The organism is Bifidobacterium choloepi, from assembly GCF_010667615.1.
GTDB classification, from domain to species: domain Bacteria; phylum Actinomycetota; class Actinomycetes; order Actinomycetales; family Bifidobacteriaceae; genus Bifidobacterium; species Bifidobacterium choloepi.
In genome coordinates this window covers 430,340-456,299 of the sequence record NZ_VYSG01000001.1, presented here as the reverse complement: position 1 = coordinate 456,299, position 25,960 = coordinate 430,340, and the positions used below count along the sequence as shown (strand labels likewise).

Here is a 25,960-nt window from a genome sequence, read left to right as displayed (position 1 = left end):
CGATGCACAGCCACGCCCCGCTCCATTCCGGCAGCGGGGCTTTTTCGCGAAGCGTGCCGGGACAGCCACGCCCGCGGAATGCTATAACGGACTGCATGACGCAAGATGAACATGCCGCGCCGGACGCGGCGACCACGACGCTGGCGGGCACCGCGCCGGCAGACGTCGCGGCCGAGCTCGACCGCCTCAGGGCGAAGAACGGGGCGCTGGCGAAGGCGCTGACGCGGGCCACGCGGGAACTGGCGAAGGCCAAGTCGCAGGTCACGCAGTTCGCGCAGCCGCCGCTGACGTTCGCGACGATGGTCAGGATCAAGTCGAACACGACCGACGACCTCGGCGTGCAGCACGCCACGGCCGAAGTGCTCGCCGGCGGCGGCTCCGGACGCCGGCTCGTCGTCGCCGTCGCGCCGTCGCTGCAGGCGAGCCGGCTGAAGCCCGGCAACACGGTGCTGCTCAACGAGCAGATGGTCCTCGTCGAGCAGCAGGGCACCGCCACGCACGGCGCCGTCAAGACGGTCCGGGAGACGCTCGCCGACGGCCGGCTGCTTGTGACGGACGAATCGGGCCGCCGCACGCTCGTCGAGCGCTGCACGGCGCTCGCCGGCGAGAAGCTCGACGTCGCCGACCGCGTCGTCGTCGACGCGTCCGGCACGTTTGCGCTCGAGCTGCTCGCGCCGGAGGACGACGCCGACCTCGTGCTCGAGGAGACGCCGGACGTCACGTTTGCCGACATCGGCGGCCTCGACGAGCAGATCGACCGCATTCGCGACGCCGTCCAGCTGCCGTACCTGCACCGCGACCTGTTCGAGCGCGTCGATCTCAAGGCGCCGAAGGGCGTGCTACTGTACGGCCCTCCCGGTAACGGCAAGACGATGATCGCGAAGGCCGTCGCCAACGCGCTGGCCGGCGACGGCACGCCCGGCACGTTCCTGTCCGTCAAGGGACCGGAACTGCTCAACAAGTACGTCGGCGAATCGGAACGACTCATCCGCCTCATCTTCAACCGCGCCCGCGAGCTCGCCGCCGGCGGCCGGCCGGTCATCGTCTTCATCGACGAGATGGACTCGCTGCTGCGCACGCGCGGCTCCGGCGTCTCGTCCGACGTCGAGACGACGATCGTGCCGCAGTTCCTCGCCGAACTCGACGGCATCGAGCGGCTCGACAACGTCATGGTCATCGGCGCCTCCAACCGCATCGACATGATCGACCCGGCCGTGCTGCGCCCCGGCCGCCTCGACGTCAAGATCTTCGTCGACCGTCCCGGCCGCGAGGCGGCCGCCGCGATCGCCGGCCACTATCTCAACGACCGCCTGCCGCTCGCCGACGGCGTCGTCGCCGCCGACCTCGTCGACCGGCTCGTCGCCGATGTCTACCGTCGCGACGACGACCGCCTCGTCGGCACCGCCGACGACGGCCACGGCCCGCGCCCGCTGTACTTCGCCGACACGATGTCCGGCGCCGTCCTCAAGAACATCGTCGACCGGATCAAGACGAAGGCCGTCAAGCAGTCGCTGCTGGCGGCGGAATCGTCCATGACCGCGGACGATTCGTCCGCCGCGGCCGGCGCCCCGGCCATCACCCCGTCGATGGTCGCCGACGCCGTCCAGGACCAGTTCGTCGAGACCGCCGAAGCCTACGAGCGCTAGCCGTTCCCCGCATGGCATCAACCCGGGCTGGCGGTCCGGGTTGATGTCGCGCGGGGAAGGGCGAAGGAGGCGAATGGATCCGCCCGGACGGACCTTCCGTGCGCCCGTATATAATTAAGGCCGCTGTTTTCGAAAGGATAAGGTGGTCGACGTGACGGTACGGCGCGTGATGGGAACCGAGACGGAGTATGGCGTGGCGCTCGACGGGGCGTCGCGGTACAACCCGGTACGGCTGTCGTTCGACGTCGTCGCGGCGGCCGGCGACGAGCACTCCAACACGATCCGCTGGGACTACCGGCAGGAAAACCCGGTGTGCGACGCGCGAGGCTTCACGCTCGACCGCGCCGCCGCCCGGCCCGAGATGCTCACCGACGAGCCGCAGCAGCAGGTTGTCAACGTCATCGCGCCCAACGGCGGCCGCATCTACGTCGACCACGCCCACCCCGAATATTCGGCGCCGGAAACGACCGGACCGTTCGAGGCGGTCGCCTACGACCATGCCGGCGACCTGCTCATGCAGCGCGCCGCCGACCTCGCCAACGCCCGGCGCCGCGACGGCGAGGATTCGCCGGCTGGCGACTGGGCGGGGGCCGGGCTGCTGGCGGACGAATCGTGCAACAATCCCGGCACCATTGCGCTGTATCGCAACAATGCCGACGGCAAGGGCGCCAGCTGGGGCAGCCACGAGAACTACATGGTGAGCCGCGACGTGCCGTTCGACGACATCGCGGCGCTGATGACGGTCCACTTCGTCACCCGGCAGGTCTACGCCGGCAGCGGACGCATCGGCCTCGGCGAGCACGGCGAGGCGGCCGGCTACCAGCTGAGCCAGCGCGCCGACTACGTCCACGCCGAAATCGGCCTGCAGACGACGTTCGACCGGCCGATCGTCAACACGCGTGACGAATCTCACAGTCCCGACGACCGCCGCCGCCTGCACGTCATCGTCGGCGACGCCAACCGCATGGACGTCCCGCAGGTCCTCAAGCTCGGCACGACGAGCCTGCTGCTGTGGGCGCTGGAAGCCGCCACGGCCAACGACATCGACATCGCCGGGACGCTCGACGACCTGCAGCTTGCCGATCCGGTCGCCGCGATGCACACCGTCTCCCGCGACCTGACGCTCGCCGCCGGACTGCCGCTCGCCAACGGGGCGACGGCGACGGCGTGGCAGCTGCAGGTCAGCCTCTACTCGTTCATCTACGCCGTCGCGTCGATGGTCTACGACACCGACATCAACGGCGAACCGCTGTGGCCCGACAAGGACACCGTCGCCGTCGTCGCGATGTGGAAGCAGGCGCTCGTCGACGTCGCGACGGTCCGCCACGCCGACGACGACGAACGGCTGACGCTCGCCAACGAGGCCGGCCGGCTCGAATGGCTGTTCAAGTGGCAGCTGCTCGAACGACTGCGTCGCCGCCTGCATCCCGGCCTGACTCTCGCCGACAGTCTCGACGATCCGCGCCTGAAGGTCGTCGACCTCAAGTGGGCGGCGCTCTCGCCGGCCACGTCGATCTACGACCGGGTCAGGAGCAAGACCGAGCGCGTCGTCTCCGACGCCGACGTCGAGGCCGCCGCCGCCAACGCGCCGGAGGAGACGCGCGCGTGGCTGCGCGCCGAACTCGTGCGCCGCTGGGGCGCCGACGTCGCCGCCGCGTCGTGGAGCCACGTCGCCGTACGCCGCCGCACCGCCGCCGACAGTTCCTCCGACGGCGCCGCCGCCGAGCTCGTCGAGCTGGCGATGGCCGACCCGCTGGCCTACGCGAAGGCCGACGCCGAGGCGGTGCTCGACGCCGCCGCCGGCGCCGCCGACGCGCTCGAGGCGCTGGCCGCACTCGGCTGAATCCCGGCGCGGGGCGCCGCTATAATGGGCACGAATGCAGAGCGATCACTGATCTAGCTAGCGAGGGGACCGAACCATCATGGAGTTGCGCGAACTGGCCTTGGAGGCGGCACGAGTCGCCCAGGACGCCGGCAAGCATGCGCTGAACGACCAAATGCTGCCGAGGGATTTCAGCCCGATCGACCCGGCACAGCACGATTACAACGAAGGCCTCGAGATCGAGCGGCGCATCAGCCGGTTCATTCTCAACCGCCTCGGGTACATTGACGCGTTCGACGGCGACTGGGACGAACGGCCCGAACAAAGCCAGCCCGGCCAGCGCTACTGGTGCGTCGGCGGCATCGACGGCGTCATCAACTATTCGAGGAGCATGGCCGAATGGGCCATCCCGATTTCACTGTTCGAATTCAACGAGATGGGGCACGCCGACCCGATCCTCGGCGTAGTGCACGCGCCGGCGCTCAACCTGACGTACCTGGCCGCGCGCCGGCAGGGCGCCATCCGCATCCGCAAGACGCCGATCGGCGAGAAGCGCGAGAAGATCATCCCGTCGACGAACGCGCACCTCGACGGTTCCGTCGTCGGCTTCGGCATGTCCCACCGGCCCGCCGAGTCGAAGCGCGCGCTCGACGTCGTCGCCGCGATCGCCGGACGGCCCGCCGACATCAAGCGCATCGGCCCGGCGTCGCTCGACCTGTGCAAGGTCGCCGACGGCACCTACGACGCATACTTCGAGCCGCACCTGCACAGCTGGGACGTGCCGGCGATGTCGGCCGGCGCCGTCGTCATCTGGGAAGCCGAGGGCCGGTTCCGCCAGTGGAACGGCGACGGCGTGCACTGGCGCGGCGAAAACGACGTCGTCGCGTCGAACGGCCTGATCGCCGACGAGCTGCGCCCGATCCTCGAGCAGCACCTGCGCCGCAGCGACGAGGAATAGCCGGGGAAATAGCCGACCGAAAACCATCGAATGCCCGGCGTCCGGTCGCCGGCCATCCGGAACCACCACACGAAGGAGCATCAGATGCCGCAGGAACAGGCGAACCACCAGCAGGCCGTCGCGCAGGACACGCAGGCGCGGGGCGCAGACGAGGCGCTCGGCCAGGTCGGGCAGGCCGTCGTCGCCGAGGCCGCCGACGAAGTCGACGTCCTCGACGAACTGCTCGACGACCTGTCGTCGGTCCTCGAGACGAACGCCGAGGAATATGTCAGCAGTTTCGTGCAGAAAGGCGGCGAGTGAATGCCGCAGCTGCACGACAGCTCGAGCCGCACCGCCGCCAACCGCTCCGCCCACTACGCCGACCATGCCAGGATCTTCGGCCTCGAGACCGAGCACGGCATCTCGGTGACCGGTGCCAACCGCACCGTCACCGCCTCCGAAGCCGCGATGGAGATGTTCCGCCCCGTCGTCGAGCGCGCAAGGTCGACGAACACCTACGTCGACAACGGCTCGCGCCTCTACCTCGACGTCGGCGCCCATCCCGAGTACGCGACCGCCGAGGCCCGCACGCCGCTCGACGCGCTGCTCGCCGACCTCGCCGGCGAACGCACGATGGCGTCGATGGGCGCCGACGCCCAGGCCGTTCTGCGCAGGAAGACCGGCACCGACCTGACAGTGCACCTGTTCCGCAACAACGTCGATTCGGTCGGCCATTCGTTCGGGTGCCACGAAAACTACCTCGTGCGCCGCTATGTCGACCTCGCCGCGATCAACGACCAGCTGCTGCCGTTCCTCATCTCGCGGCAGATCTACACCGGCGCCGGCCGGTTCGCCCACGGCCGCTTCGGCGTCACGCAGCGCGCCGAATTCGTCGACGAGACCGTCTCGTCGGCCACCACGCGCTCGCGGCCGATGGTCAACACGCGCGACGAACCGCACGCCAATCCCGAGGACTTCCGCCGCCTGCACGTCATCATCGGCGACACGAACCGCTCGCAGTGGGCCACGACGATGAAGCTCGGCACCACGCACCTCGTGTTGTGCCTCATCGAGGCCGCCGCACGCCACGAATACCTGTCCGGCATGGAGAAGATGGCGCTCGCCGACCCGGTGGCCGCCAACCTGATGATCAACGACTTCGGCGGCCGCTCCGCGCTGCACCTCGCCAACGGCACCACGCTGACGGCGCTCGAAATGCAGGAACACTATCTCGCCGCCGCTGAGGCGTTCGTCGAGCGGTTCCCGCAGGAGGCGGCGCAGTCGCTGGGGGAGAGCTGGAACGATTCGTCCGACGGCGCCGACGCCGTCGGCGGCATCCGCTGGATTCTCGACCAGTGGCGATGGATCCTCGGCCGCATCGAGGAACGCGACTGGCCGGCGATGGCCCGCAAGGTCGACTGGACCGCGAAGGCGACACTGTTCGTCGCGCTCGCGCACAAGCAGGGTTTCGAGGGCCTGCGCGACCCGCGTCTGGCATCGTCGCCGCTGGCGGCGAAGCTGACGCAGCTCGACATGGACTACCACGACATCGCCAACGGCACGCTCTATCCGGCACTCGTCAGGCGCGGCATGATGACGACGCTCGTGACCGACAGCCAGGTGGACCGCGCCGTCCGCGAGCCGCCGTCCGGCACGCGCGCCGTGCTGCGCGGCCGGTTCGTCCGGGCCGCCCGTGACGCCGCCCCCGACGTGCGCTGGACCTGCGACTGGACCGACGTCGCCGTGACGGCTCCGGTGCGCGCCAGTGCCATCCTGCTCGACCCGTTCTCCGCCGAACCCACTGCCGACTACGACGCCGTCATGGCGGCGCTGGGCTGACACTGCCGGCTCCCTTCGGGAAAACTCGTTACCAACAAAAAATCCCGCCAGCGATGGCGGGATTTTTTCGATGCGCAATGGCGCGGAGGGATCACTCCTCGGTGACGGCCTTCTTCAGCAGCGAGCCGGCGGAGATGCGGACACCGTAGGTGGCCGGGATCTGGATGGTCTCGCCGGTGCGCGGGTTGCGGCCCGTGCGGGCGGCGCGCTTGACGCGCTCGGCGGAGAACAGGCCGGTCAGCTTCAGGCCTTCGCCGGACTTCATGGCCTCGACAAAGACATCCTGGAATGCGTTGACAGCCGCCTCAGCCTGAGCCTTGGTCAGGTTGGACTTCTGAGCGATCTTCGAAACGAGATCAGACTTGTTGTATGCCATATGCATCCTTCTTGGTCAGGGGCGATCCTCTTTGCATCGGGTCGCCACACGTTCACCCATGATCTTAGCGCATGAATTCACGGAAACCCGCGATTTTCTAGGGTTTTCCAAGAATTTTTCCGAATGGGGTGGTCAGGGACACGAAATCTGTCTAAAATTTCGTGAGAATCGTGCAAAAAATGAGCAAACCCCAACGATTTCAACGATTCGTGGTATGAAAAATGGCCGCTGCCGGAACGGGGGTTCCGGCAACGGCCGCGAGAGCATGGCAAGACCGTCAGATCAGGTTGTGCCTGTCGAGCCACTTGCTGGCCAGCGCGCCGACCGGAATGCGGATCCAGTAGAAGGCGACGCGGTAGACGAGCGTGGCGGAGACGGCGATCGTCGACGGGACGCCGACGGCCGTGAACGCGACGGACAGCGCCGCCTCGACGGCGCCCAGGCCACCCGGCGTCGGCACCGCGGAACCCAGCGTGTTGGCGAGCAGGAACACGAACGTCGTCTCGATCGGGTTGGTCTGGTAGCCGAACGCGAGCAGCGCGGCCCAGAAGCCCAGGCCCGTCGCGATGTTCAGCACCACGCCGCCGAGGATGCCGACGATGAGCTCGCGCGGCTGCGTCAGCGTCTCGAGCAGCGCGCGGGCGTACGACGTGACGAGCGGCAGCAGCTTCGAGAGCACGATCTTGCGGATCGGCGGGATCAGCATCGCCAGCGAGACGACGACGGCGACGACGGCGACGACGATGATCAGCGTGTTCGTCGGGATCATGCCGGACAGGGCGTTGCGGCCGGTGAAGATGCCGATGATGACCAGCAGCACGACGGTCGTCGCGGCCTGCACGGCCCAGACGGCCGACATGATGGCCGTCGCGACGGTGTTCTTGTAGCCGGACTTGCGCAGGAACTGCAGGTTGACGAACGCCGGGCCGATGCCGGCCGGCATCGAGACGGCGGCGAAGCCCTGGGCCATCTGCGAGCAGATCAGGCCGGCGTAGTTGCGCTTGTCGCGGTCCATGAAACCGCCGAGCGTGATGGCCGAGCCCACCCAGGCGAGGAACGAGAATGCCAGGCACACGAGCGCGAACCAGAAGTTCGCGGCCTTGACGGCCCTGATCATCTCGTCCGGCTTCATCTGCGTCAGCACGACGACGACGGCGACGATGAGCAGCGCGATCATGACGAAGCCGCGGATGGAGAAGCGCGACAGCGTGACCTGCTCGATGTTGTCGGCCTCCTCCTCGGGCACGAGCTTGCTCATCTCGCCGCGCAGCGTCTCGAGCAGGTGCTTGTCCCAGCCGGGCAGCTGGCGCGTGGCCGCCGGCACGGCTGCCTTCTGGACGAACGGGATGAGGTCGACGATCGTCTCGTCGGTCCACACGCGCCGGGCGATCTCGACGGTGTGCTCGACGCCGTACAGCGCGGCAAGCAAGGCGAGCAGCTCGACCTTGTCGAGCGCGACGTTGGCGGGGGAGGAGGCGAGGTCGCCGTTCTGCCAGCCGGCGACGAACAGGTCGCCGTTGTCCATGCGGGCGAGCGTGGACGCCGTGATCTGGCGGTGCGTGTAGCCGCGGTCGTGCGCGGCCTGCATGTAGTCCATGACGGACACGATGTCGTCGTCGGTCAGCGTGTCCGGATCGCAGGCGGAAGCGTGCGGCTCGTCGCGAAACACCATGATCGACGATTCGCCGACGTCGGTGACGCCGTACACCGGGATCGTCTCGAGGCCGAGCGCCCTGAGACCGAGCAGCATCGCGAGGTGGTGGTGCGTGGCGTCGGACGCCGAGCGGTCGTGGCGCACGGCGACGCCGGACAGGCGGATCCACTGCCACACCTGGCCGAGGTAGCCGGCGTAGTGGACCTGGTTGTCGAGGACCGAGACGATGTAGCGGCTGCCGTCGACGTCGATGGCGTCGTAGATGCGCGAGTGCTCGACGAGGTCGTCGACGAGCGTGGCCGGCAGTTCCGGATCCATCGCCGCGTCCTCGCGGCGCGTCAGCGTCTTCGGCTGGATGCCGATCGTCTTGAGGCCGCCGACGATCTGCATGCCCCAGGCGCCGGTGTTCTGCGTGCCGACGACGAACCGGACGACGAGGCCGACCATGCGGCCGACGAGCACCGAGACGACGGCGCCGATGACGGTGCTCCACGACGTGATGATGAGCACGCAGGCGACGACGATGAGGATGTTCCAGCCCCACTTGACGGCCGAGCGCATGCGCCGCGGGCCGGCGAACGTCAGGAACGCGGCGAGCGCCGCGTAGAAGTCCGGCAGCAGCGACGGGCCGACGTTCGTGCCGGCCGAGATGAACGCGGTGATCAGCGTCGTGTTGCCGACGAGCGTGATCAGCGACGATACGCCCCATGCGGCCGCGAAGCCGAGGATCAGCGTGATCGCGGCGACTGTCGACTGCAGCCACTCCTTGTTGACGATGAGCTGGAGCAGTACGGAGACGACGATGACGAGGATGCACAGCTGCTGCAGCATCGAGGCGGGCAGGTCGACGACCCATTCGACGGCGTTGACGGCGTTGCGGGCGTCGTATTCGACGCCGGACGCGATGCCGCGCAGGTAGAGCGCGAACAGCATGACGACGACGATGCCGACGAGCGAGATGACGGCGTGCATGAGGTCGCCGGAGACGCGCGTGCGCTGCGGCTCGACGTCGCGGATCATCGGACGGAACTTGACCGGGATCGCCAGCGTGCCGTCCTCGTCGGGCGCGGCTTCGGGCTCCTCGTCGCCGGTCGTCCAGCCGGCTTCCGCTTCGGTTCCGGCGCCGGCTTCGTCCCCGGAACCGGCATTGCCGTGCCGGTCGCGGTCGGCGACGCCCTCGTCGGGGTCGGTCATGATGTCGTCGGCGGCGTAGCCGGCCAGCGGATTGTCCTTCGTCGGACCTCCGTCGGCGGCGCCGGCGTCCTTGCGGCGCCGGCGCCAGGCCGCGCGCGGATTGCGCGGCGGCTGCGGTGGTGTCTCGTCGTCGACGGGCTTCGTGCCGTGCTCTTCGGTAGCCATCAACACCCTTCGTTTCGGTCGGTCAAGTCGCGCCAATCGTCCGTGCGTCGTCCCGTGCCTCCCGTTCGCCGTGGCGCGGCGCGGGTCGGGGGAATCGTTCGGGAAAATATCAGAGTGCCTGCCACCGTGGGCGATGGCAGGCAACACTATTGGCAACCATATTGTACTCGGGGCGAGTACGAATCAGCGGTCGTAGCGCACGAGGTCGGCGGCCACGCCGACGTAGCCTGCCGGCGTCAGCGCCGTCAGCCGCTTCGCCGTCTCGTCGTCGAAGGCGAGCGACGCGATGAACCGCTCGACGTCGTCCCTGCCGATCTGCTGGCCGCGCATGAGCTCCTTGACCTTCTCGTACGGATGGTCCATGCCCGGCAGTCCGGCGAGTTCGCAGGCGCGCATGGCCGTCTGGATCGGTTCGCCGAGGACCTCCCAGTTGTTCTCGAGCTCGTCGTCGATGACGGCCTTGTTCGGATGGATCGACTCGAGGCCGCCGAGCAGGTTGTTCAGCGCGAGCAGCGAGTAGCCGAGCGCCGTGCCGATGTTGCGCTGCGTCGTCGAGTCGGTCAGGTCGCGCTGCCAGCGCGACTCGACGAGCGTGGCGGACAACGTGTCCAGCAGCGAGCAGGACAGCTCGAAGTTCGCCTCGGCGTTCTCGAAGCGGATGGGGTTGACCTTGTGCGGCATCGTCGACGAGCCGGTGGCGCCCTTGACCGGCACCTGCGCGAACACGCCGCGGGAGATGTACATCCACACGTCGACGCACAGGTTGTGCATGATGCGGTTGGCATGGGCGACCGTGCCGTAGAGTTCGGCCTGCCAGTCGTGGCTTTCGATCTGCGTCGTCAGCGGGTTCCAGGTCAGGCCCATGCGATGCTCGACGAACTCGCGGGAGATCGCCGGCCAGTCGGCGTCGGGGACGGCGGCGTAGTGCGCGCCGAACGTGCCGGTCGCGCCGTTGATCTTGCCGAGGTATTCCTGGGCGGCGACATGCTTGAGCTGTCGGGACAGGCGGTAGACGTAGACGGCGAGTTCCTTGCCGAGCGTCGTCGGCGTGGCCGGCTGGCCGTGCGTCAGGCTCAGCAGCGCCATGTCGGCGTACTCGTCGGCCTTCGCGGCGAGGTGGTCGACGATCTTCGTCGCGGCCGGCAGCCACACCTGCTCGACGGCGCCCTTGACGCAGCGGGCCGTCGACAGGTTGTTGATGTCCTCGGACGTGCAGGCGAAGTGGACGAGCGTCTTGAGTTCCGTCAGCTGCGTCGGGTGGCCGAGGATGTCGGCGGCGCGGTCGAGCGCGTCGTCGATGTAGTATTCGACGGCCTTGACGTCGTGCTTCGTCTTCGCCTCGAACTCGGCGTGCCGCTCGATGCCCTCGGCGCCGAAGTGCTCGGGAATGGCCCGCAGGTACTCCTGCTCCTCGTCGGTCAGCGGCTCGACGCCCGGCACGATCGGCTGCCAGCCGTTGCCTTCGTAGCCGTTGGCCAGCAGGATCATCCATTCGACCTCGACGCGCATGCGTTCGCGGTTGAGCGCCGGCTCGCTCAGGTATTCGACGAGGGGAGCCGTCTGGGCATGGTAGCGTCCGTCGATCGGCGTGAGTGCAATGCTGGGAGAGATATCGGTAAGCCTCATGGTTTCCAGCCTAGCGACCTCCCTGAAGAAGGGGGCCATTTTCCCGTTCCCGGCTCCCGCATGATGGACAGCGCCCGTCGATGTCGCGGACGGCGTCGGGACAGGGCGCCTGTGGAAATTGGACGATTCGCCCACCGGAAGCGTGCCGGGTTGGCATCGGCGTCGCGCGGGCGGTGCAATGGTGGGCATGACCACGATGACCACTGCATTGCCGGCGACGACGAGCTCGAACCTGCTGGCGGCGGCACCGGCCTGCGTCTGCACAGGCGCGGCCGACGAATGCCGCACGCTCGTCGAGACGCTGTGCCGGTCGGCGACGGCAATCCTCGACGACGTCGCCGCCGATCCGTCCGCCTGCGCCGCCGACGGCTGGGAAGGCCAGGCCGCCGACCTGTTCCGCGAGCGCATCGCCGCGCTCGCCGTCCGCGCCGCCGACGCGGCCGGCCTCGTCGCCGCCGCGCGGCTCACGGCGCTCGACGCGACGACGGTGACGACAGTGACGATGACGGCGACGGCATTGGCGGAGGCGGTGCCATGACGACGCAGGTGCAGGCGACGATCAGCGGCGGCCGGCAGTATTCGACCGCGGACAAGGCCGTCTACGGGACGATCGTCACACTGCTCGACGACCAGGCCAACAGCTGCCAGTCGGCCGCGTCGGCATGGGGCAACGCGCAGCTCGCGATCGAATATCAGCGTTCGCGCCTGTCGTGGTGCGCGGCCGCGAACGGCACCGGCACGCTCGTCGTCGCCGGCACGTCGTGCGCAGCGGTGGCCGACCCGACCGGCGCGGCGGCCGTGACGACGACGCACACGGTCCTCGACTACGGCACGCTCGTCGCGCAATGCGGCGATGCCGCGGCGGCGCTGATGGCCGTCGCCGACGAATGCGAGGCGCTCTCGAGCCGCGTGGCCCGCGCGTTCAGCCTCTACGAGGCGGCCGAGGCGCTGTCGCGCCGCCTCGTCGACGAGATCGTCCAGTTCGCGGCCGTGCATTCGCCGCTGGCGACGTTCGGCGTCGCCGGCCTGTGTGCGCTCGGCGGCCTGGCCTATTCGCTGGCCACCGGCGACGGCGTCAACTGGACGCATGCGCTGAACGCGACGACGTGGATGCAGCAGGGCCTGCTCGCCGGCATCGGCTCGCTGGCCACCGGCCGATCCGAATGGGCCGGCCTGCTCGCCACGGGCGAGACGAATGCCGGGGCCACGTGGCTGGCGGCCGGATCGTCCCGGGTCAAGAACCTGCTGCAGGGCGACGAGCTGACCGTCGTCGAAGTCGAGCCGGCGACGCCGCTCGTCGGCTCGGCGACCGGCGTCGCCGACGCGCTGGCCGACCTGCGCCGGCTCGGCACGGCGCGGCTCGCCGACGGCGACGATTCCGGCGTCGACTACGGCACGATCGCGATCAGCCGCTACGTCGCGGCCGACGGCACGGCCAGCTGGCTCGTCACGATCCCCGGCACCGACGGCCAGTGGGACTCGCCGTTCGGCTGGGAACAGAACCTCGAGCTGATGTCGGACGACGCGTCCGTGCGCACGCAGGCCGACAGCTACCGCATGGTCGTCGAGGCGATGAGGATGGCCGGCATCGGCGCCGACGACTCCGTCGTCCTCGTCGGCCATTCGCAGGGCGGCATCGTCGCCGCCGCGATCGCGAGCGACTGCGGCGACGAATTCACGATCTCGCACATCGTGACGGCCGGTTCGCCGATCGCCAACCATCCGGTCGCCGACAGCACGTGGGTGACGGCGATCGAGATGGAGGACGAACTGGTCGCCGCCCTCGACGGCGACGACAATCCGTCGGGCGAGACATGGCTGACGGTGCGCGGCACGCTCGTCGACGGCTCGACGGCGACGGCGAGCGGCGCGCCGGTCATGACCGACCCCGACGACTACGAGATCACGCACTGGCTCGAATACCACATCGCCGCCTACGCCGACGCGACGTCGCTCGGTTCCCCGGCGCTCGCCGTCCACGAGCAGCATTTCGCCGAATCGATCGCCGGCGACTACGACGGCACCACGTACTATCAGGGCCGCATGTCGCATGTCGAATCGGGGACGACGACGGAGGAGGAATGAAAATGTTCTCAAGATGTCATGAACCCGGGCTTCCGGCCCGGGTTCATGACATCAAGACAGCATTGAAAGGGCGGCCATCACCACGGCTTGGCGGTGGACTGCGTGCTGGTCGTCGCGGTGTCCGACTGGGTGCTGTCGCCGGAGCTCTGCTTGCCGTTCGACTTGAGCAGGTCCTCGATCTGCTGCTTCTGCTCGTCGGTCAGCGCGCTCGTCGACGTCGACGACGAACCGTCGGCGCCGGTCGCCGACGACGAGTCGGTGGACGCGGCGTCGGCCTGTGCCTTCGCGATCAGCGCCGTCAGCTTCGCCGAGACGGTGGCGTTGCCGGCGATCGACGACTTGAGCTGCGGCAGCAGCACGGCGTCCATCGCCGCGGCCGACTCGTACTGCAGGTCGACCTGCGCCTGCGACGTCGACAGCGCGTCGAGGTCGGGGGAGTCGGACGCGGCCGCCTCGAGGTTCGACTCGAGCGTCGCCGTCGCCTGGTTGTACGTCGACAGCGCCGAGAAATTCACGGCGGCGAGCCCCGCGACGACGAGCATCAGCACGCCGAACAGCAGCAGCACGATCCTGACGGCCAGCGGCGCCCGCGGCGTCTTCCTGTTCGCGTTTCCCGTTGCATTTGCGTTCACAGCAGCCTCCTCGAAGTCGCGATCCACACGCCGAGCTCCCAGGCCAGCAGGACGGCGAGCGCGATCGCGAACGGCCAGACAATCGGCGACGTGCGGATGCGTTCCCGGGCCGTGCTCGTCACGCGCCACTTCGACGACTGCTGGGCGACCTCGGTGTTGTCGACGGTCGCCGACGGGCCGAGCAGGATGTACGAGCCGGACAGTTCGTCGGCGAGCTCCTTGATCTCGGCGACGTCGAGCTTCGAGATGCCATCCTCGCCGGTCGACGGATCCTTGACGTACTCGCCGGTCGTCTGGCCGCCGGACGTGACGGCGGGAATCTTGCCGCCCGCCTCCGAGCCGACGCCGATGACGCACGAGTCGGTCAGGTAGTCGCGCAGCGTCGAGAACGTGCGCGGCGACGTCGGCGACGTCTGCTCGCCGTCGGTGATGAAGTACAGGATGATCCGGTCGTCCGGATGCTCGTCCCTGATCGACTTGAGCGTCGTGATCAGCGTGTCCAGTCCGGCGTCCAGCGACGATCCGGCCGACGTGGACGTCGGCTCGGTCGTCAGCGCCTGCGCCCACGTGTCGATCGCGCCGGTGTCCGGCGTCAGCGGCACGTCGAGATTGCCGGTCGCGCCGAAGCTGACGGCGGCGAAGCTCGAGTTCGCGTACAGGCGCGTCAGGTCCTCGATCGCGAGCTTGGCGGCGTCGAGACGGCTCATCGTCTCGTCGGAGCCGTACTGCGCGTCGTCGACGGCCATCGAGCCGGTGATGTCGGTGGCGATGACGACGTCGGTCGCGCTGACCGCGCGGCTCGTCGTCGCCGTGGCCGTCGACGGCGTCAGCGCCATGACGGCGACAAGCAGCAGCATCAGCACGCGGCGGATGCAGCTGCCGGCCGTCTCGTCGGTGTCGCCGACCGGCCGGACGGAACGCCGGCGGACGTACTGGACGATCTCGACGACGGCCAGGGCCGCCATGACGACGACGATGACGATGCCCGCCGGCCATCCGAGGGCCGGCGCGAATGTGAATGTGCTCATCGCTTCAACCTCCAGGCCACGACCAGCCATCCGGCCAGCAGCACGGCGATGCCGAGCGTCCACCAGCCGGGTGCGTCGACGACGGCCGCCTGCGAATGCTTCTCGACCGACGCGACCTGCCGCTTGTCGATCTCGCGCACGAGCGCGTCCACGCTCGTGCCGTCCGACTGCGTCAGGAACACGCCGCCATGCGATTCGATCTCGCTTTCCATGTCCTTCGTCGTCTGGTCGTCCTCGCTCGACGACGGCCCCGAATACAGGCCGTCCACCGTGATGCCGGCCTGGCTCGTCAGGTCCAGCGCCTGCTGCAGCGTGTACGTCTCGGTGCCCGAGACGACGTTGTCGGTCGCCAGCACGATCGACGCCTCGCGGTCGGCGCCCTCGGACTGGCCGGACGAATACGTGAAGCCCGGCAGCATCGCGGCGCAGGAGACGAGACCGTCGCCGATCAGGCTCGTGGCGTTGTTCTTGTTCTGCGTGCCGTCCAGCCAGTCCGAAACGGCCTGGTACTGGGCGTCGGTCAGCGCGTCGATGTCGTCCTGCGTCTCGACGCCCTTGAGGATCGTCGACGCATTCTCGAGCTGCTGCTGCACGAGGTCGTAGTCGTCGGTCAGCGGGAAGACGGTGCGCGACGTCGAATTGAAGATCGACAGGCCGATGCGTTCGCCCTCGAAGTGCTTGACGAGTTTCAGGTACGTCTCGATGACCTCGTTGTCGTAGGGCAGCGTGGATCCCGAGACGTCGAGGCACAGCACGATGTCGCGGTTGCCGGTCGTCTCGTCGCTCTTGTCGACCGAACTGGGCCGGCCGGCCATGACGAGCGCGACGACGAGCGCCAGCGCGAGCAGCACGGCCGCCACGCGGTTCCACGCACGCCAGATGCGCATCAGGTGCGAGGCGTGCTCGCCCTTGAGATCGTCGGCCAGGTGGAACGCCTCGACCTGCGGCTGGCGGTCGAGGCCGCGGCCGGACAGCGCGCTGGCGAGCCACAGCACCAACGCCGCGACGACGAGCGCGATCAGGATGGCCCATGGCCACTGGAATGTCAATATCATCGTCGTCACCGCCATTTCTCGACGAGGGCCAGCACCCAGCCGGCCGCCTGGTCGACAGTCGCGTCGCGGGCGATCCGGTGGTGCTCGTTGTCGGCGAACTCGGGCGGATACAGCGCGGCGATCGTCTGCCGGAACAGTGTCCAGTTGTCCTGCGAGACGGCGCCGGAAACGGTGCGGTCCCGGTTGAGGTCGAGCAGCGTGTGCGACGTGACCGTCGTGCCGGACGCCGCCGACGCGAAGCGGCGCGCGACGGTCGCGAGGCGCGCGAACGCCTCCTCGCGGTCGATGTCGCCGTCGTCGTAGTCGGCGACGACCTGTGCGATGCGCTGCTTCCAAACGTCGCGCGGACCGAGCTTGGCGTGGGCGCCGGCCGGCTGCTGTTTCGTCTTCGGGCGCTTCTGTCTCGACAGCAGCACGGCGGCGACGACGAGCGCGACGGCCACGACGAGCGCCGCCACGATCGCGACGACGATCGGACCGTCGAGATCGAGACGGGGGAGCGCCTTCAGGTCGCCGGTATCCAGCGCCAGCACGGCGGACTGTCCGGGAACGTAAGGGTGATTCACCTGGAGCCTCCAGAGAGGGAAGAAATGGTGGCCGCCGGTCGCGCGCTGGCAATGAGCCGCACGAAGGCGCGGAACATCGCCTCGCTCGAGTCGGAGCGGATGGCCCGGGCGTCCACGCGGGCGAGTTCGGCGTCGAGCGCCTTCGCCAGGTAGGCGCGGTGCGTGTCGACCTCGGCGATGTCGGCCTGCGTGCGCAGGAACGCCGGCACTCGCCGGCCCGTGCGCGCATCGGCCACGTGGACCGGGCCGGCGCCGCGGATCGGTTCGGGCATGAACGGATTGATCGTCGTCACGTCGATGACGACAAGCGGATGCGTGCGGGCGATGCGCCGGATCGTCTTGAGATGGTCCGGACCGAGCGCATGCTCGTCGGTCGCGACGACGACGAGCGCGTCGCGGTCGCGCACGTGCGCCGCGTAGTCGAGCAGCGCGCCGATGTTGCGCGGCGCGGCCCATGGCCGCCCGAGCGCCTCGTCGATCGTCTTCTCGAACTGCGCGAAGCCGCCGTGGAACGGCACGCGCGTGATGCTCGCCGCGTCGCCGAACACGAGCGAGATGTCGTCGGAACGGCGCAGGCTCAGCGCAGCGAACATGCACAGCGCGTTGGCGGCGACCTCGAACGCGCGCTCGCCGGACGGGCAGACCTCGGTCATTTCGCGGCCGACGTCCATGAGCAGATAGACATGCGAGGAGACGAGCCGCTCGCGCTGGACGACCATCGGCCGGCCGGAGCGGGCCGAGATCTTCCAGTCGATCGCCCTCGACTCGTCGCCCGATTCGTACTGCCGGATGTCGAGCAGGTCGTCGGCGCCGCCGGGACGCCGCGAGGCGTGCTCGCCCTCGACAACGCCGAGCGCGCGGCGGACCGTCGGCAGCGTCATCGACGTGCCGAGCGTCTCGATCCGGCGGCGGATCCGCTCGGATTCGTCGGACGGCTTCATCGGGACGATCGGCTCGGCGGTGCCGGCGTCGCCGTCGCGGCGGTCGCGCTTGCGGTCCTTCGCCCGGTTCTTCGTGTTCTTCGATGCCAAGGCGCTCGACCTCACGGAACCGGGACGACCTTGACGATGGAATCGACGACCTGGTCGGTCGTCACGCCATCGGCGAGCGCCTCGAACGTCAGCAGGATGCGGTGGCGCAGGATCTCGTGCGCGAAGCCCTTGAGATCCTCCGGAATGACGTAGTCGCGGCCGGCCATCAGCGCGGCGGCCTGGCCGATGCGGACGAACGCGATCGAGGCGCGCGGCGAGGCGCCGAGACGCACGAGCGTCGACAGGCCCTGGATCGGGTTCGGACCGGCGCCGCGCGACGTCTTGGCCAGGTCGACGGCGTACTTCATGATCGCGTCGGACACGTGCACGCGGTGCGCGGAGCGGATCAGGAAGTCGACGTCGTGCACCGAGACGACGTCGTCGCCGACCTGCGTCGGGTCGACGACGTCGGAACCGCGACGCGTCAGCAGCTTGAGCATGTCGACTTCCTGGTCGGACGTCGGATACGTCATGACGGCCTTCATCATGAAGCGGTCCATCTGCGCTTCCGGCAGGTTGAACGTGCCCTCTTCCTCGATCGGGTTCTGCGTGGCGATGACCATGAACGGCTTCGGCAGCGGAATGCGCTGGCCGCCGATCGTCGTCGCGCCCTCGGCCATCGCCTCGAGCATGGCCGACTGGGTCTTCGCGTTGGCGCGATTGATCTCGTCGAGCAGCACGAAGTTCGCGTGGATCGGGCCGATCTGCGTCGTGAACTTCTGCGTCGCGAAGTCGAAGACCTGCGTGCCGACGAGGTCGGACGGCATGAGGTCCGGCGTGCACTGCACGCGCTTGAAGCTGCCGGACACGCTCGTCGCCAGCGTCTGCGCGGCCGTCGTCTTCGCGAGGCCCGGGACCGATTCGACGAGGATGTGGCCGCCGGCGATCATCGTCGTGATCAGCGATTCGCGCAGGTTGTCCTGGCCGACGAGCGTCTGCGCGAAGCGCGCGCGGATGCGGTCGGTGAGCTTGCGGGCGCGGTTGACGTCGTCGGCCGTCAGCGGCTGCGAGTCGGAGGCGGTCGCGGACGGGTACGCCGCGGTGGCCTGGGCCGCCGGCATGGCCGGGATGCTGCTGGTGTCGGCGTGGCCGACGACCGGCACGGTGCCGGTCGTGATCGGCGAGGCTCCCGGAGCCGCCGCCGTCACCGGCGCCGCGGCCTGCGGCGTGCGCTGGGTGCCCGCCGACTGCGGACGTTCCTTCGATTGCGTATGAAATAAAGCCATGAGTGGTCACCCTATCATTCGCTCGGGTACAGCTGTCCGTCGCACGATTCTACCGCACCGGCCTGCGCATCCCCCGGAAATCCCGGTCCCGCTATTCGAGACGCCAGTCGACGGGGGTGGTGCCCAGGCGCTCGAGGGCCTCGTTCGTGCGGGAAAAGGGCTTCGACCCGAAGAAGCCGCGGGAGGCGGACAGGGGGCTGGGATGCACGGACTTGAGAATCGTCGCGTTGGTCAGCAGCGGCTCGAGTTGCTGGGCGTTACGCCCCCAGAGAATCGCGACGAGCGGCTTCGGCCGGCCGGTTTCCGGATCGATTCGCGCGTTGAGCGCGCGAATGGCCTGCTCGGTGACCGGCTCCCAGCCGCGGCCCTGGTGGCTGTTGGGCTGGCCGGCGCGCACGGTCAGGCACCTGTTGAGCAGCATGACGCCCTGCCTCGTCCACGGTGTCAGGTCGCCGGAGGCGGCCGGCGCGATGCCGAGGTCGTCCTGCAGCTCCTTATAGATATTGCGCAGGCTCGCCGGCAGGGGCCGCACGTCCGGCGCCACCGAGAAGCTCAGGCCGACCGGATGGCCCGGTGTCGGGTAGGGGTCCTGGCCGACGATGAGCACCTTGATGTCGTCGAACGGAATCGTGAACGCGCGCAGGATGTTGCGGCTCGCCGGCAGCGTCTGGATGCCGTGGGCGTGCTCGGCGCGCAGGAAGTCGCCCATGCGGTGCACCTGCGGCTCGACCGGCGCCAGGACGGCCGCCCAGCCGGGATCGACGAGCTCGGCCAGCGGCTTCGGGCCGCCGTGGGAGCGCGAATCGTCGCCGGTGCCGGACGCCGGGACGTCGGGGGAGGAGAAATCGGGGGAAGAATCGTTCGTCATGGTTGCCACTGTACCGTCATCCGCCGTCCGCCGGCGGCGGCGTACACTGTGAACAGCGACGCGTGGACGCTGACGCGGCGTGACGGTACACTCGTGCGTAGGACTATCGGAAGGGAAGCCATGGCTCACGACAAGAAGGACAGCAAGGGGTACGATTCCTATCCCAAGGACTCCTACGACAATCCGCCGGCCGGCCCGGTCGGCGTGCATCGCGGCGCCCGGTCGGCGGCCGCGCGCACGGCGCCGTTCATTGCCGTGCTCGTCATCGCCGTGCTGGCGGCCCTGATCTTCTGGGGCGTCTTCTCCGGCGAGGCCGCGAACATGTTCAAGTCCTCCTCGGAAGCCTCGTCCGGCACGACGACGTCGGCAACGTCGACGGCCTCGTCGTCCAGCGCCTCCGCTTCCGCTTCCGACACCGCCTCCGCGTCCTCCTCGGCCTCGGCGTCCGCCACCGACGAGAGCTCGGCCTCGGCGACCGACGAGTCGTCGGCCTCGGCGTCCGCTTCCGACGAGTCGTCCGCCACCGACACCGCCGGCACCGTCGACTACGGCACGCAGATCAGCGTCATCAACGCGACCGGCGTGCAGGGCTATGCCTCGCAGGAGGCGACAAAGCTCAACAATGCCGGCTTCACGGCCGTCACGGCCGCCAATCCGTCGAGCAACGCGACGCTGCCGGACGCCACCGTCGTCTGGTACGCCAGCGACGACGACCTGGCGACGGCCCAGCAGGTCGCCTCGACGCTCGGCATCTCGAACGTCGTGCAGGCCAACATCAGCGTGCCGGTCATGGTCGTGCTGATGAGCTGACCAGAGCGGTATTTCCGATTCTTCCGCCGATGCCGCGCGGCGACGCGTGGCGACCACGAGGACCGGGCTTTCACATCATGGAAGCCCGGCCCTTGTCGTCGTGATTGGTGTGGACCGACCTAAATTGCCACGAATTGATGATTCTTTGCATGGTATTGCAAACCGTTTTGCAAACACTTTGTAGAAACCTGTCGATAAATGTTTGAGGTTCCATTCAGCACTTTCCAAAAAGTATTTTCAGATTTTGTGAAGTTGATTTCACTTGACGGTCACCGGCGTTTCGTGGCATTTTGATTTACTACAATGAACGGAAGTTGTGAGGTAGGGAGCACAAACTGGGGTGGTTTTTTGTTTCTGTCTCCCTCGAACCGAAGACACTGGGTTACGAGAAGAGAAAGAAAGAAAATCATGGCAAGGGGCACGGTAAAGTTCTTCAGCGCGGGCAAGGGATATGGATTCATCAATCCCGCCGACGGTGGCGACGACGTTTTCGTCCACTACTCGGTCATTCAGTCGGAAGGGTTCAGGACGCTGAACGAGGGCGATCCTGTCGACTACGATTTCGAGATCACGCCGAAGGGGGCCCAGGCCACGCGCGTGGTCAAGATCGAGTCCTGATGGAGACGGCCGCCTGCGCGGCCGGCTGGTCCAGTTGATCGAAGGTAAGTAACCCGGGATGGCCCGGAGGCGGCATGTGTCGCCTCCGGGCCGTTGCGTCATCGGCCGGAACCATAAAAAACAGTAAAAAATAATCCTGTCGTGCAAAATACATGTTTTGCATTTTGGATGATAGATTTTGCCGGTCAATATGGTTTGCATTGAAATTATTCTTAAATTAACTGCATGAATCGTCGAAAATAAAAAACGGCTTATGGGAAATTGATGGTTAATTTACAATCTTGCAGAATGAAAAAATCGTGCCGAAAGCTGCGAATGGTTATCAGTGTCATGACGGGATTCGTCGCAGATGAGGCGACGGGCAGCGCGCAAATGGTTGCACGGGACCGCTGAGCCAGTCGCGAACGCGGCACGCTGAGCGCGGTCGGCAAGTTGGCACTCGGGGTGTTCGAGTGCTAATCTCGCGAATTAGCACTCGAAGCCCGAGAGTGATAATCCGGTAGCTGACGACCGGCGGCATCGCGGCGACCTCGCGTCGCGCGCGGGCCAAGTCGCTCGAGGAACGCGGGTGGATATCCGATACACATGTAGCCGATTGTGGAGGAACAATGGCAAAAATCATCGAATATGACGAGGAAGCCCGCCAGGGCATGCTCGCCGGTCTCGACAAGCTCGCCAACACCGTCAAGGTCACCCTCGGCCCGAAGGGTCGCAACGTCGTGCTCGACAAGACCTACGGCGCCCCGACGATCACGAACGACGGCGTCTCCATTGCCAAGGAGATCGACCTCGAGGATCCGTTCGAGCGCATCGGCGCCGAGCTGGTCAAGGAAGTCGCCAAGAAGACCGACGACGTCGCCGGCGACGGCACCACGACGGCCACCGTACTGGCCCAGGCCCTCGTGCACGAAGGCCTGAAGAACGTGGTGGCCGGCTCCAACCCGATCGCGCTGCGCCGCGGCGTCGAGAAGGCCTCGGACGCCATCGTCAAGGAACTCGTCGCCTCCGCCAAGCCGGTCGAGACGAAGGAGCAGATCGCCGCCACCGCGACGATCTCCGCCGCCGATCCGGAAGTCGGCGAGAAGATCGCCGAGGCGCTGGACAAGGTCGGCCAGGACGGCGTCGTCACCGTCGAGGACAACAATCGCTTCGGTCTCGACCTCGACTTCACCGAGGGCATGCGCTTCGACAAGGGCTACATCTCCCCGTACTTCGTCACCGACGCCGAGAACCAGACCGCCGTGCTCGAGGATCCGTACATCCTGCTGACCAGCGGCAAGGTCTCCTCCCAGCAGGACATCGTCCACGTCGCCGAGCTGGTCATGAAGACCGGCAAGCCGCTGCTGATCATCGCCGAGGACGTCGACGGCGAGGCGCTGCCGACCCTCATCCTCAACAACATCCGCGGCACGTTCAAGTCCTGCGCCGTCAAGGCTCCGGGCTTCGGCGATCGTCGCAAGGCGATGCTGCAGGACATGGCCATCCTCACCGGCGGCCAGGTCGTCTCCGAGGAGCTGGGCCTCAAGCTCGACTCCATCGACCTGTCCGTGCTCGGCTCGGCCAAGAAGGTCATCGTCTCCAAGGACGAGACGACGATCGTCGGCGGTGCCGGCTCGAAGGAAGACGTGGCCGCCCGCGTGGCCCAGATCCGCGGCGAGATCGAGAACACCGATTCCGACTACGACCGCGAGAAGCTGCAGGAACGCCTGGCCAAGCTGGCCGGCGGCGTGGCCGTCATCAAGGTTGGCGCCGCGACCGAGGTCGAGGCCAAGGAACGCAAGCACCGCATCGAGGACGCCGTGCGCAACGCCAAGGCCGCCATCGAGGAAGGCCTGGTGCCCGGCGGTGGCGTGGCCCTCGTGCAGGCCGCCAAGAAGGCCGAGGCCGACGTCAAGCTCGACGGCGACGAGGCCACCGGCGCCCAGATCGTGTTCAGCGGCATCGAGGCTCCGCTCAAGCAGATCGCTGAGAACGCCGGCCTGTCCGGCGAGGTCGTCTTCGACAAGGTCCGCTCGCTGCCCGCGGGCGAGGGCCTGAACGCCGCGACCGGCGAGTACGAGGACCTGATGAAGGCCGGCGTCACCGACCCGGTCAAGGTCACCCGTTCCGCGCTGCAGAACGCCGCCTCCATCGCCGGCCTGTTCCTGACGACCGAAGCCGTCGTCGCCAACAAGCCGGAGCCGCCGGCAGCCGCCCCGGCCAACGCCGACATGGGCTACTGATCCGTTAGCCGACGCAATCTGTCAGCCGACCTGACTGACTTGACTGACTCATGTCACGAACCCGGGCTTGCAAGCCCGGGTTCGTGACATTTTTGCATGTTTTCATCCCGCGAAGAGGCGGGAGGCCTGGGTCTCGGCGTCGTCGTAGACGACCGAGGCGTTCGCCAGCGCGCGCTGGATGGAATCGAGCGATTCCTCCATTTGCTGCTGGGCACTGCGCCACTGGGCCGCGACGGTCGCGAACTGCGTGGCCGCCGATCCCGTCCACACCTCGCCGAGGGCGTTGAGGTTCGCGTACATCCCGTCGACGGCCTCTCGGATGGCCGCCACCGACGAGCTGACGGCCGCGCTGGCCGTCTGGATGCGCGCCGAATCGACCTGATACTGCGCCATGGTTGCTGTTGTCCTTTCCCTGGTCCCTCTTGTTTTCGGTCTGCCGATTGGCTTTCCGGCAACCGGCCGGCGAATGGCGTAGCCGGTCGCTATCTTGGAATCTATGGCACAGTTGAGCGAAAGAGAAGCCGGCGCAAGCGTTGTGGACGAATGGGGACACCTTCCACAACAGGGGGAGCGACGCCGGGCCGCATCGTCCCGCTGGCGTGCGCTGGCGGCGGTCGTCGTCGCCGCGCTCGCCACGATGGCGTTCGTGCTGGCGTCCGTCGTCGCGCCGGCGGCACTGGCGGACGAATCGTCCCCTAGCCCCTCGGACACGACGAGCCAGTCGGCGGACAGCACCGCCACCGACGGCAGTTCGGACGATTCGTCCGCCTCGACGGACGCGTCGACGTCGACCGACACGACGGCGACGAACATCACCGACACGCAGAACCTGCTCGGCTCGAACCTGTCGAAGGTCTCCGACGCGATCGCGAAGACGAAGGCCGAGACCGGCGTGACGGTCCGCCTGCTGTACCTGTCGACCTTCAATACCGACGAGTCGCCGTCCACGTGGGCGTCCGACCTGCTCAACTCGCTCAATCCGGAACCGAACACCGTGCTGCTCGCCGTCGCGTCCGCCGACGGCCAGCTCGTCGTCGCCGTCTCGTCGAACTCGGACGCATGGCTCAAGAAACAGTCGACCGTCGACGACATCACCGACGCGGCGCTGCAGCCGATCGTCGACGACTCGAGCGACCCGAACTGGGCGCAGGCCGCGATCGACATGATGAACGCGATCGTGACGGCGAAGAAGACGAGCACGACGAAGACGACGTCGGTCGTCAGCATCGTCGTCCTCGCCGTCGTCCTCGTCGTCCTCGTCGCGCTGATCGTCTTCATGATTGTCTGGAGGAAGAAGCACCGCCGCAAGGTCGGCCGCCACCAAGACACGAGGACGATCGCCGACTTCGAGCGCGGCGATGGCGAGACCGCCGCACAGCCCGCGAAGATGTGGCACACGGCGCAGATCGATCCGGCCGACGTGCGCGAGATCCGCGAGAAGGCCGCCCGCAAGAAGAAGCTCAAGGGAAGCGAAGAGGAACCGGAAGCCGAATCGACGGCCGCGGAACCGACGGCCGCGGAACCGACGACGCCAGACGCGAAGGAAGCCCCGGACGCGAAGGAAACCCCGGCCGCCGACCGGTACGTCGAGGAAGTGGCCGAGGAAGCCGACGAGGACGCCGAAACGAAACCGCCGACGCGACGCGAGCTGCGCGAACAGCGGGAGAAGGCCGGCCGCCGCAAGCGCAAGGTGGACCTCACCAAGCCGCGCAAGCGGTCCTGAAATGCGCCGGTAGCGGGAAACGGCACGCAAGTGCCGTCATTACAATGGCCAGTGTCCTTTCAGGAACCGTTCAGCTTGTAATACGAGGATTGTCACCATGAGTAAGCCTACTGAAGCCAAGCTTGTCGTCGTCGACGACGAACCGTCCATCCGCGAACTGCTGGTCGCGTCGCTGCATTTCGCCGGATACGAGGTCGCCACCGCCGCCTCGGGATCCGAAGCCATCGAGGTCATCGAGAAGACGCAGCCCGACCTCATCATCCTCGACGTCATGCTGCCGGACATCGACGGGTTCACCGTCACGCGCCGCATCCGCCAGGAAGGCATCGAGGCGCCGGTCCTGTTCCTCACCGCCCGCGACGACACGCAGGACAAGGTCATGGGCCTGACCGTCGGCGGCGACGACTACGTCACCAAGCCGTTCAGCCTCGAGGAAGTCGTCGCCCGCATCCGCGCCATCCTGCGCCGCACGCACGAACAGGTCGAGGACAACCCGATCATCCGCGTCGGCGACCTCGAGATCAACGAGGACTCCCACGACGTGAGCCGCGCCGGCCAGCAGATCGACCTGAGCCCGACCGAATACAAGCTGCTGCTGTACTTGATGGACAACGAAGGCCGCGTGCTGTCGAAGGCGCAGATCCTCGACCACGTCTGGCAGTACGACTGGGGCGGCGACGCCGCGATCGTCGAATCGTACATTTCCTACCTGCGCAAGAAGGTCGACGACATCACCGTCACCGACGAGGACGGCACCACGCACAAGGTGGCGCCGCTCATCGAGACGAAGCGCGGCATCGGCTACATGATCCGCGCGCCGAAGAACTGAGCAGACGC

General features: G+C 67.7%; 22 protein-coding genes and 1 pseudogene. 12 read left to right on the top strand and 11 right to left on the bottom strand.

Translation table 11 applies throughout. The features are described from left to right. Positions 1-95: 95 nt before the first annotated feature. The 5 genes and pseudogenes from arc to F6S87_RS01855 form a co-directional block, all read left to right on the top strand. Positions 96-1,634, top strand: a pseudogene (arc, locus tag F6S87_RS01875) (proteasome ATPase); the annotation flags it as partial. A 163-nt stretch (positions 1,635-1,797) separates the two neighbouring features. Continuing rightward, on the top strand, positions 1,798-3,489 hold the full coding sequence (dop, locus tag F6S87_RS01870; RefSeq protein ID WP_163227541.1) for a depupylase/deamidase Dop: 1,692 nt from the start codon (positions 1,798-1,800) through the stop codon (positions 3,487-3,489). A 79-nt stretch (positions 3,490-3,568) separates the two neighbouring features. Continuing rightward, on the top strand, positions 3,569-4,426 hold the full coding sequence (locus tag F6S87_RS01865; RefSeq protein WP_163226962.1) for an inositol monophosphatase family protein: 858 nt from the start codon (positions 3,569-3,571) through the stop codon (positions 4,424-4,426). An 84-nt stretch (positions 4,427-4,510) separates the two neighbouring features. Beyond that, entirely contained in the window at positions 4,511-4,726 is a 216-nt protein-coding gene (locus F6S87_RS01860; protein WP_163226961.1) for a ubiquitin-like protein Pup, read from the top strand. Further along, a complete protein-coding gene (locus F6S87_RS01855; protein ID WP_163226960.1) occupies positions 4,727-6,244 on the top strand; it encodes a proteasome accessory factor PafA2 family protein in 1,518 nt (505 codons plus the stop codon). Positions 6,245-6,335: 91 nt separating this feature from the next. On the opposite strand, the gene F6S87_RS01850 is transcribed toward F6S87_RS01855, so the two are convergent. The 3 genes from F6S87_RS01850 to purB all read right to left on the bottom strand — a co-directional run bounded on the left by F6S87_RS01850 (position 6,336) and on the right by purB (position 11,259). Beyond that, a complete protein-coding gene (locus F6S87_RS01850; RefSeq protein WP_163226959.1) occupies positions 6,336-6,620 on the bottom strand; it encodes an HU family DNA-binding protein in 285 nt (94 codons plus the stop codon). A 277-nt stretch (positions 6,621-6,897) separates the two neighbouring features. Further along, the gene (locus tag F6S87_RS01845) at positions 6,898-9,294 is read right to left on the bottom strand and encodes a lysylphosphatidylglycerol synthase transmembrane domain-containing protein (protein ID WP_163227540.1); all 2,397 of its coding nucleotides are present in this window, start codon (positions 9,292-9,294) and stop codon (positions 6,898-6,900) included. A 522-nt stretch (positions 9,295-9,816) separates the two neighbouring features. Further along, complete coding sequence (gene purB, locus F6S87_RS01840) at positions 9,817-11,259, bottom strand: adenylosuccinate lyase (RefSeq protein WP_163226958.1); 1,443 nt, start codon at positions 11,257-11,259, stop codon at positions 9,817-9,819. Between the two features lie 187 nt (positions 11,260-11,446). On the opposite strand from purB, the gene F6S87_RS01835 reads away from it, so the two are divergent. Together F6S87_RS01835 and F6S87_RS01830 are read left to right on the top strand one after the other, a co-directional pair. Next, the gene (locus F6S87_RS01835) at positions 11,447-11,797 is read left to right on the top strand and encodes a hypothetical protein (RefSeq protein WP_163226957.1); all 351 of its coding nucleotides are present in this window, start codon (positions 11,447-11,449) and stop codon (positions 11,795-11,797) included. Next, positions 11,794-13,344 carry a PGAP1-like alpha/beta domain-containing protein gene (locus tag F6S87_RS01830; RefSeq protein ID WP_163226956.1) on the top strand — a complete coding sequence of 517 codons (1,551 nt, stop codon included), beginning with the start codon at positions 11,794-11,796 and terminating at the stop codon, positions 13,342-13,344. Before F6S87_RS01835 ends, F6S87_RS01830 begins: the two co-directional genes overlap by 4 nt. A 77-nt stretch (positions 13,345-13,421) precedes the next feature. On the opposite strand, the gene F6S87_RS01825 is transcribed toward F6S87_RS01830, so the two are convergent. From F6S87_RS01825 to F6S87_RS01795, 7 genes are all read right to left on the bottom strand, one after another. After that, on the bottom strand, positions 13,422-13,976 hold the full coding sequence (locus F6S87_RS01825; RefSeq protein WP_163226955.1) for a DUF6466 family protein: 555 nt from the start codon (positions 13,974-13,976) through the stop codon (positions 13,422-13,424). Then, positions 13,973-15,004 carry a vWA domain-containing protein gene (locus tag F6S87_RS01820; RefSeq protein WP_163226954.1) on the bottom strand — a complete coding sequence of 344 codons (1,032 nt, stop codon included), beginning with the start codon at positions 15,002-15,004 and terminating at the stop codon, positions 13,973-13,975. Before F6S87_RS01820 ends, F6S87_RS01825 begins: the two co-directional genes overlap by 4 nt. Further along, on the bottom strand, positions 15,001-16,059 hold the full coding sequence (locus F6S87_RS01815; RefSeq protein ID WP_163227539.1) for a VWA domain-containing protein: 1,059 nt from the start codon (positions 16,057-16,059) through the stop codon (positions 15,001-15,003). The genes F6S87_RS01820 and F6S87_RS01815 overlap by 4 nt, the downstream gene beginning before the upstream one ends. Positions 16,060-16,064: 5 nt before the next feature. Further along, a complete protein-coding gene (locus F6S87_RS01810; RefSeq protein WP_163226953.1) occupies positions 16,065-16,625 on the bottom strand; it encodes a hypothetical protein in 561 nt (186 codons plus the stop codon). Further along, positions 16,622-17,566 (bottom strand): DUF58 domain-containing protein, encoded by a 945-nt coding sequence (locus tag F6S87_RS01805; protein WP_231129358.1) that lies wholly within the window; start codon positions 17,564-17,566, stop codon positions 16,622-16,624. The genes F6S87_RS01810 and F6S87_RS01805 overlap by 4 nt, the downstream gene beginning before the upstream one ends. A gap of 101 nt (positions 17,567-17,667) precedes the next feature. Next, the gene (locus tag F6S87_RS01800) at positions 17,668-18,717 is read right to left on the bottom strand and encodes an AAA family ATPase (RefSeq protein ID WP_163227537.1); all 1,050 of its coding nucleotides are present in this window, start codon (positions 18,715-18,717) and stop codon (positions 17,668-17,670) included. A gap of 256 nt (positions 18,718-18,973) precedes the next feature. Beyond that, positions 18,974-19,750, bottom strand: a complete 777-nt coding sequence (locus tag F6S87_RS01795; protein WP_163227536.1) for a uracil-DNA glycosylase — start codon at positions 19,748-19,750, stop codon at positions 18,974-18,976. Positions 19,751-19,870: 120 nt separating this feature from the next. Here F6S87_RS01795 and F6S87_RS01790 point away from each other — a divergent pair, with 120 nt between their 5' ends. From F6S87_RS01790 to groL, 3 genes are all read left to right on the top strand, one after another. Then, positions 19,871-20,560, top strand: a complete 690-nt coding sequence (locus F6S87_RS01790) for a LytR C-terminal domain-containing protein (protein ID WP_163226952.1) — start codon at positions 19,871-19,873, stop codon at positions 20,558-20,560. Between the two features lie 408 nt (positions 20,561-20,968). Next, entirely contained in the window at positions 20,969-21,178 is a 210-nt protein-coding gene (locus F6S87_RS01785) for a cold-shock protein (RefSeq protein WP_163226951.1), read from the top strand. 608 nt (positions 21,179-21,786) lie between these two features. After that, positions 21,787-23,400, top strand: coding sequence for a chaperonin GroEL (gene groL / locus F6S87_RS01780; protein WP_163226950.1), 1,614 nt, complete (start codon positions 21,787-21,789; stop codon positions 23,398-23,400). A gap of 102 nt (positions 23,401-23,502) precedes the next feature. Here groL and F6S87_RS01775 read toward each other — a convergent pair whose 3' ends face one another. After that, positions 23,503-23,793, bottom strand: coding sequence for a WXG100 family type VII secretion target (locus F6S87_RS01775; protein WP_163226949.1), 291 nt, complete (start codon positions 23,791-23,793; stop codon positions 23,503-23,505). Positions 23,794-23,905: 112 nt separating this feature from the next. Here F6S87_RS01775 and F6S87_RS01770 point away from each other — a divergent pair, with 112 nt between their 5' ends. Next, positions 23,906-25,123 (top strand): TPM domain-containing protein, encoded by a 1,218-nt coding sequence (locus F6S87_RS01770; RefSeq protein WP_231129303.1) that lies wholly within the window; start codon positions 23,906-23,908, stop codon positions 25,121-25,123. A 97-nt stretch (positions 25,124-25,220) separates the two neighbouring features. Continuing rightward, positions 25,221-25,952 carry a response regulator transcription factor gene (locus F6S87_RS01765; RefSeq protein WP_163226948.1) on the top strand — a complete coding sequence of 244 codons (732 nt, stop codon included), beginning with the start codon at positions 25,221-25,223 and terminating at the stop codon, positions 25,950-25,952. The last annotated feature ends 8 nt before the right edge of the window (positions 25,953-25,960 follow it).

Excerpts from the sequence above, each read along its gene's own strand:
- F6S87_RS01865 (WP_163226962.1), top strand. The coding sequence starts at position 3,569 with ATGGAGTTGCGCGAACTGGCCTTGGAGGCGGCACGAGTCGCCCAGGAC.
- F6S87_RS01860 (WP_163226961.1), top strand. The coding sequence starts at position 4,511 with ATGCCGCAGGAACAGGCGAACCACCAGCAGGCCGTCGCGCAGGACACG.
- F6S87_RS01855 (WP_163226960.1), top strand. The coding sequence starts at position 4,727 with ATGCCGCAGCTGCACGACAGCTCGAGCCGCACCGCCGCCAACCGCTCC.
- F6S87_RS01850 (WP_163226959.1), bottom strand. The coding sequence starts at position 6,620 with ATGGCATACAACAAGTCTGATCTCGTTTCGAAGATCGCTCAGAAGTCC.
- F6S87_RS01845 (WP_163227540.1), bottom strand. The coding sequence starts at position 9,294 with ATGATCCGCGACGTCGAGCCGCAGCGCACGCGCGTCTCCGGCGACCTC.
- purB (WP_163226958.1), bottom strand. The coding sequence starts at position 11,259 with ATGAGGCTTACCGATATCTCTCCCAGCATTGCACTCACGCCGATCGAC.
- F6S87_RS01835 (WP_163226957.1), top strand. The coding sequence starts at position 11,447 with ATGACCACGATGACCACTGCATTGCCGGCGACGACGAGCTCGAACCTG.
- F6S87_RS01830 (WP_163226956.1), top strand. The coding sequence starts at position 11,794 with ATGACGACGCAGGTGCAGGCGACGATCAGCGGCGGCCGGCAGTATTCG.
- F6S87_RS01820 (WP_163226954.1), bottom strand. The coding sequence starts at position 15,004 with ATGAGCACATTCACATTCGCGCCGGCCCTCGGATGGCCGGCGGGCATC.
- F6S87_RS01815 (WP_163227539.1), bottom strand. The coding sequence starts at position 16,059 with ATGATATTGACATTCCAGTGGCCATGGGCCATCCTGATCGCGCTCGTC.
- F6S87_RS01805 (WP_231129358.1), bottom strand. The coding sequence starts at position 17,566 with ATGAAGCCGTCCGACGAATCCGAGCGGATCCGCCGCCGGATCGAGACG.
- F6S87_RS01800 (WP_163227537.1), bottom strand. The coding sequence starts at position 18,717 with ATGCCGGCGGCCCAGGCCACCGCGGCGTACCCGTCCGCGACCGCCTCC.
- F6S87_RS01795 (WP_163227536.1), bottom strand. The coding sequence starts at position 19,750 with ATGACGAACGATTCTTCCCCCGATTTCTCCTCCCCCGACGTCCCGGCG.
- F6S87_RS01790 (WP_163226952.1), top strand. The coding sequence starts at position 19,871 with ATGGCTCACGACAAGAAGGACAGCAAGGGGTACGATTCCTATCCCAAG.
- F6S87_RS01785 (WP_163226951.1), top strand. The coding sequence starts at position 20,969 with ATGGCAAGGGGCACGGTAAAGTTCTTCAGCGCGGGCAAGGGATATGGA.
- groL (WP_163226950.1), top strand. The coding sequence starts at position 21,787 with ATGGCAAAAATCATCGAATATGACGAGGAAGCCCGCCAGGGCATGCTC.
- F6S87_RS01775 (WP_163226949.1), bottom strand. The coding sequence starts at position 23,793 with ATGGCGCAGTATCAGGTCGATTCGGCGCGCATCCAGACGGCCAGCGCG.
- F6S87_RS01765 (WP_163226948.1), top strand. The coding sequence starts at position 25,221 with ATGAGTAAGCCTACTGAAGCCAAGCTTGTCGTCGTCGACGACGAACCG.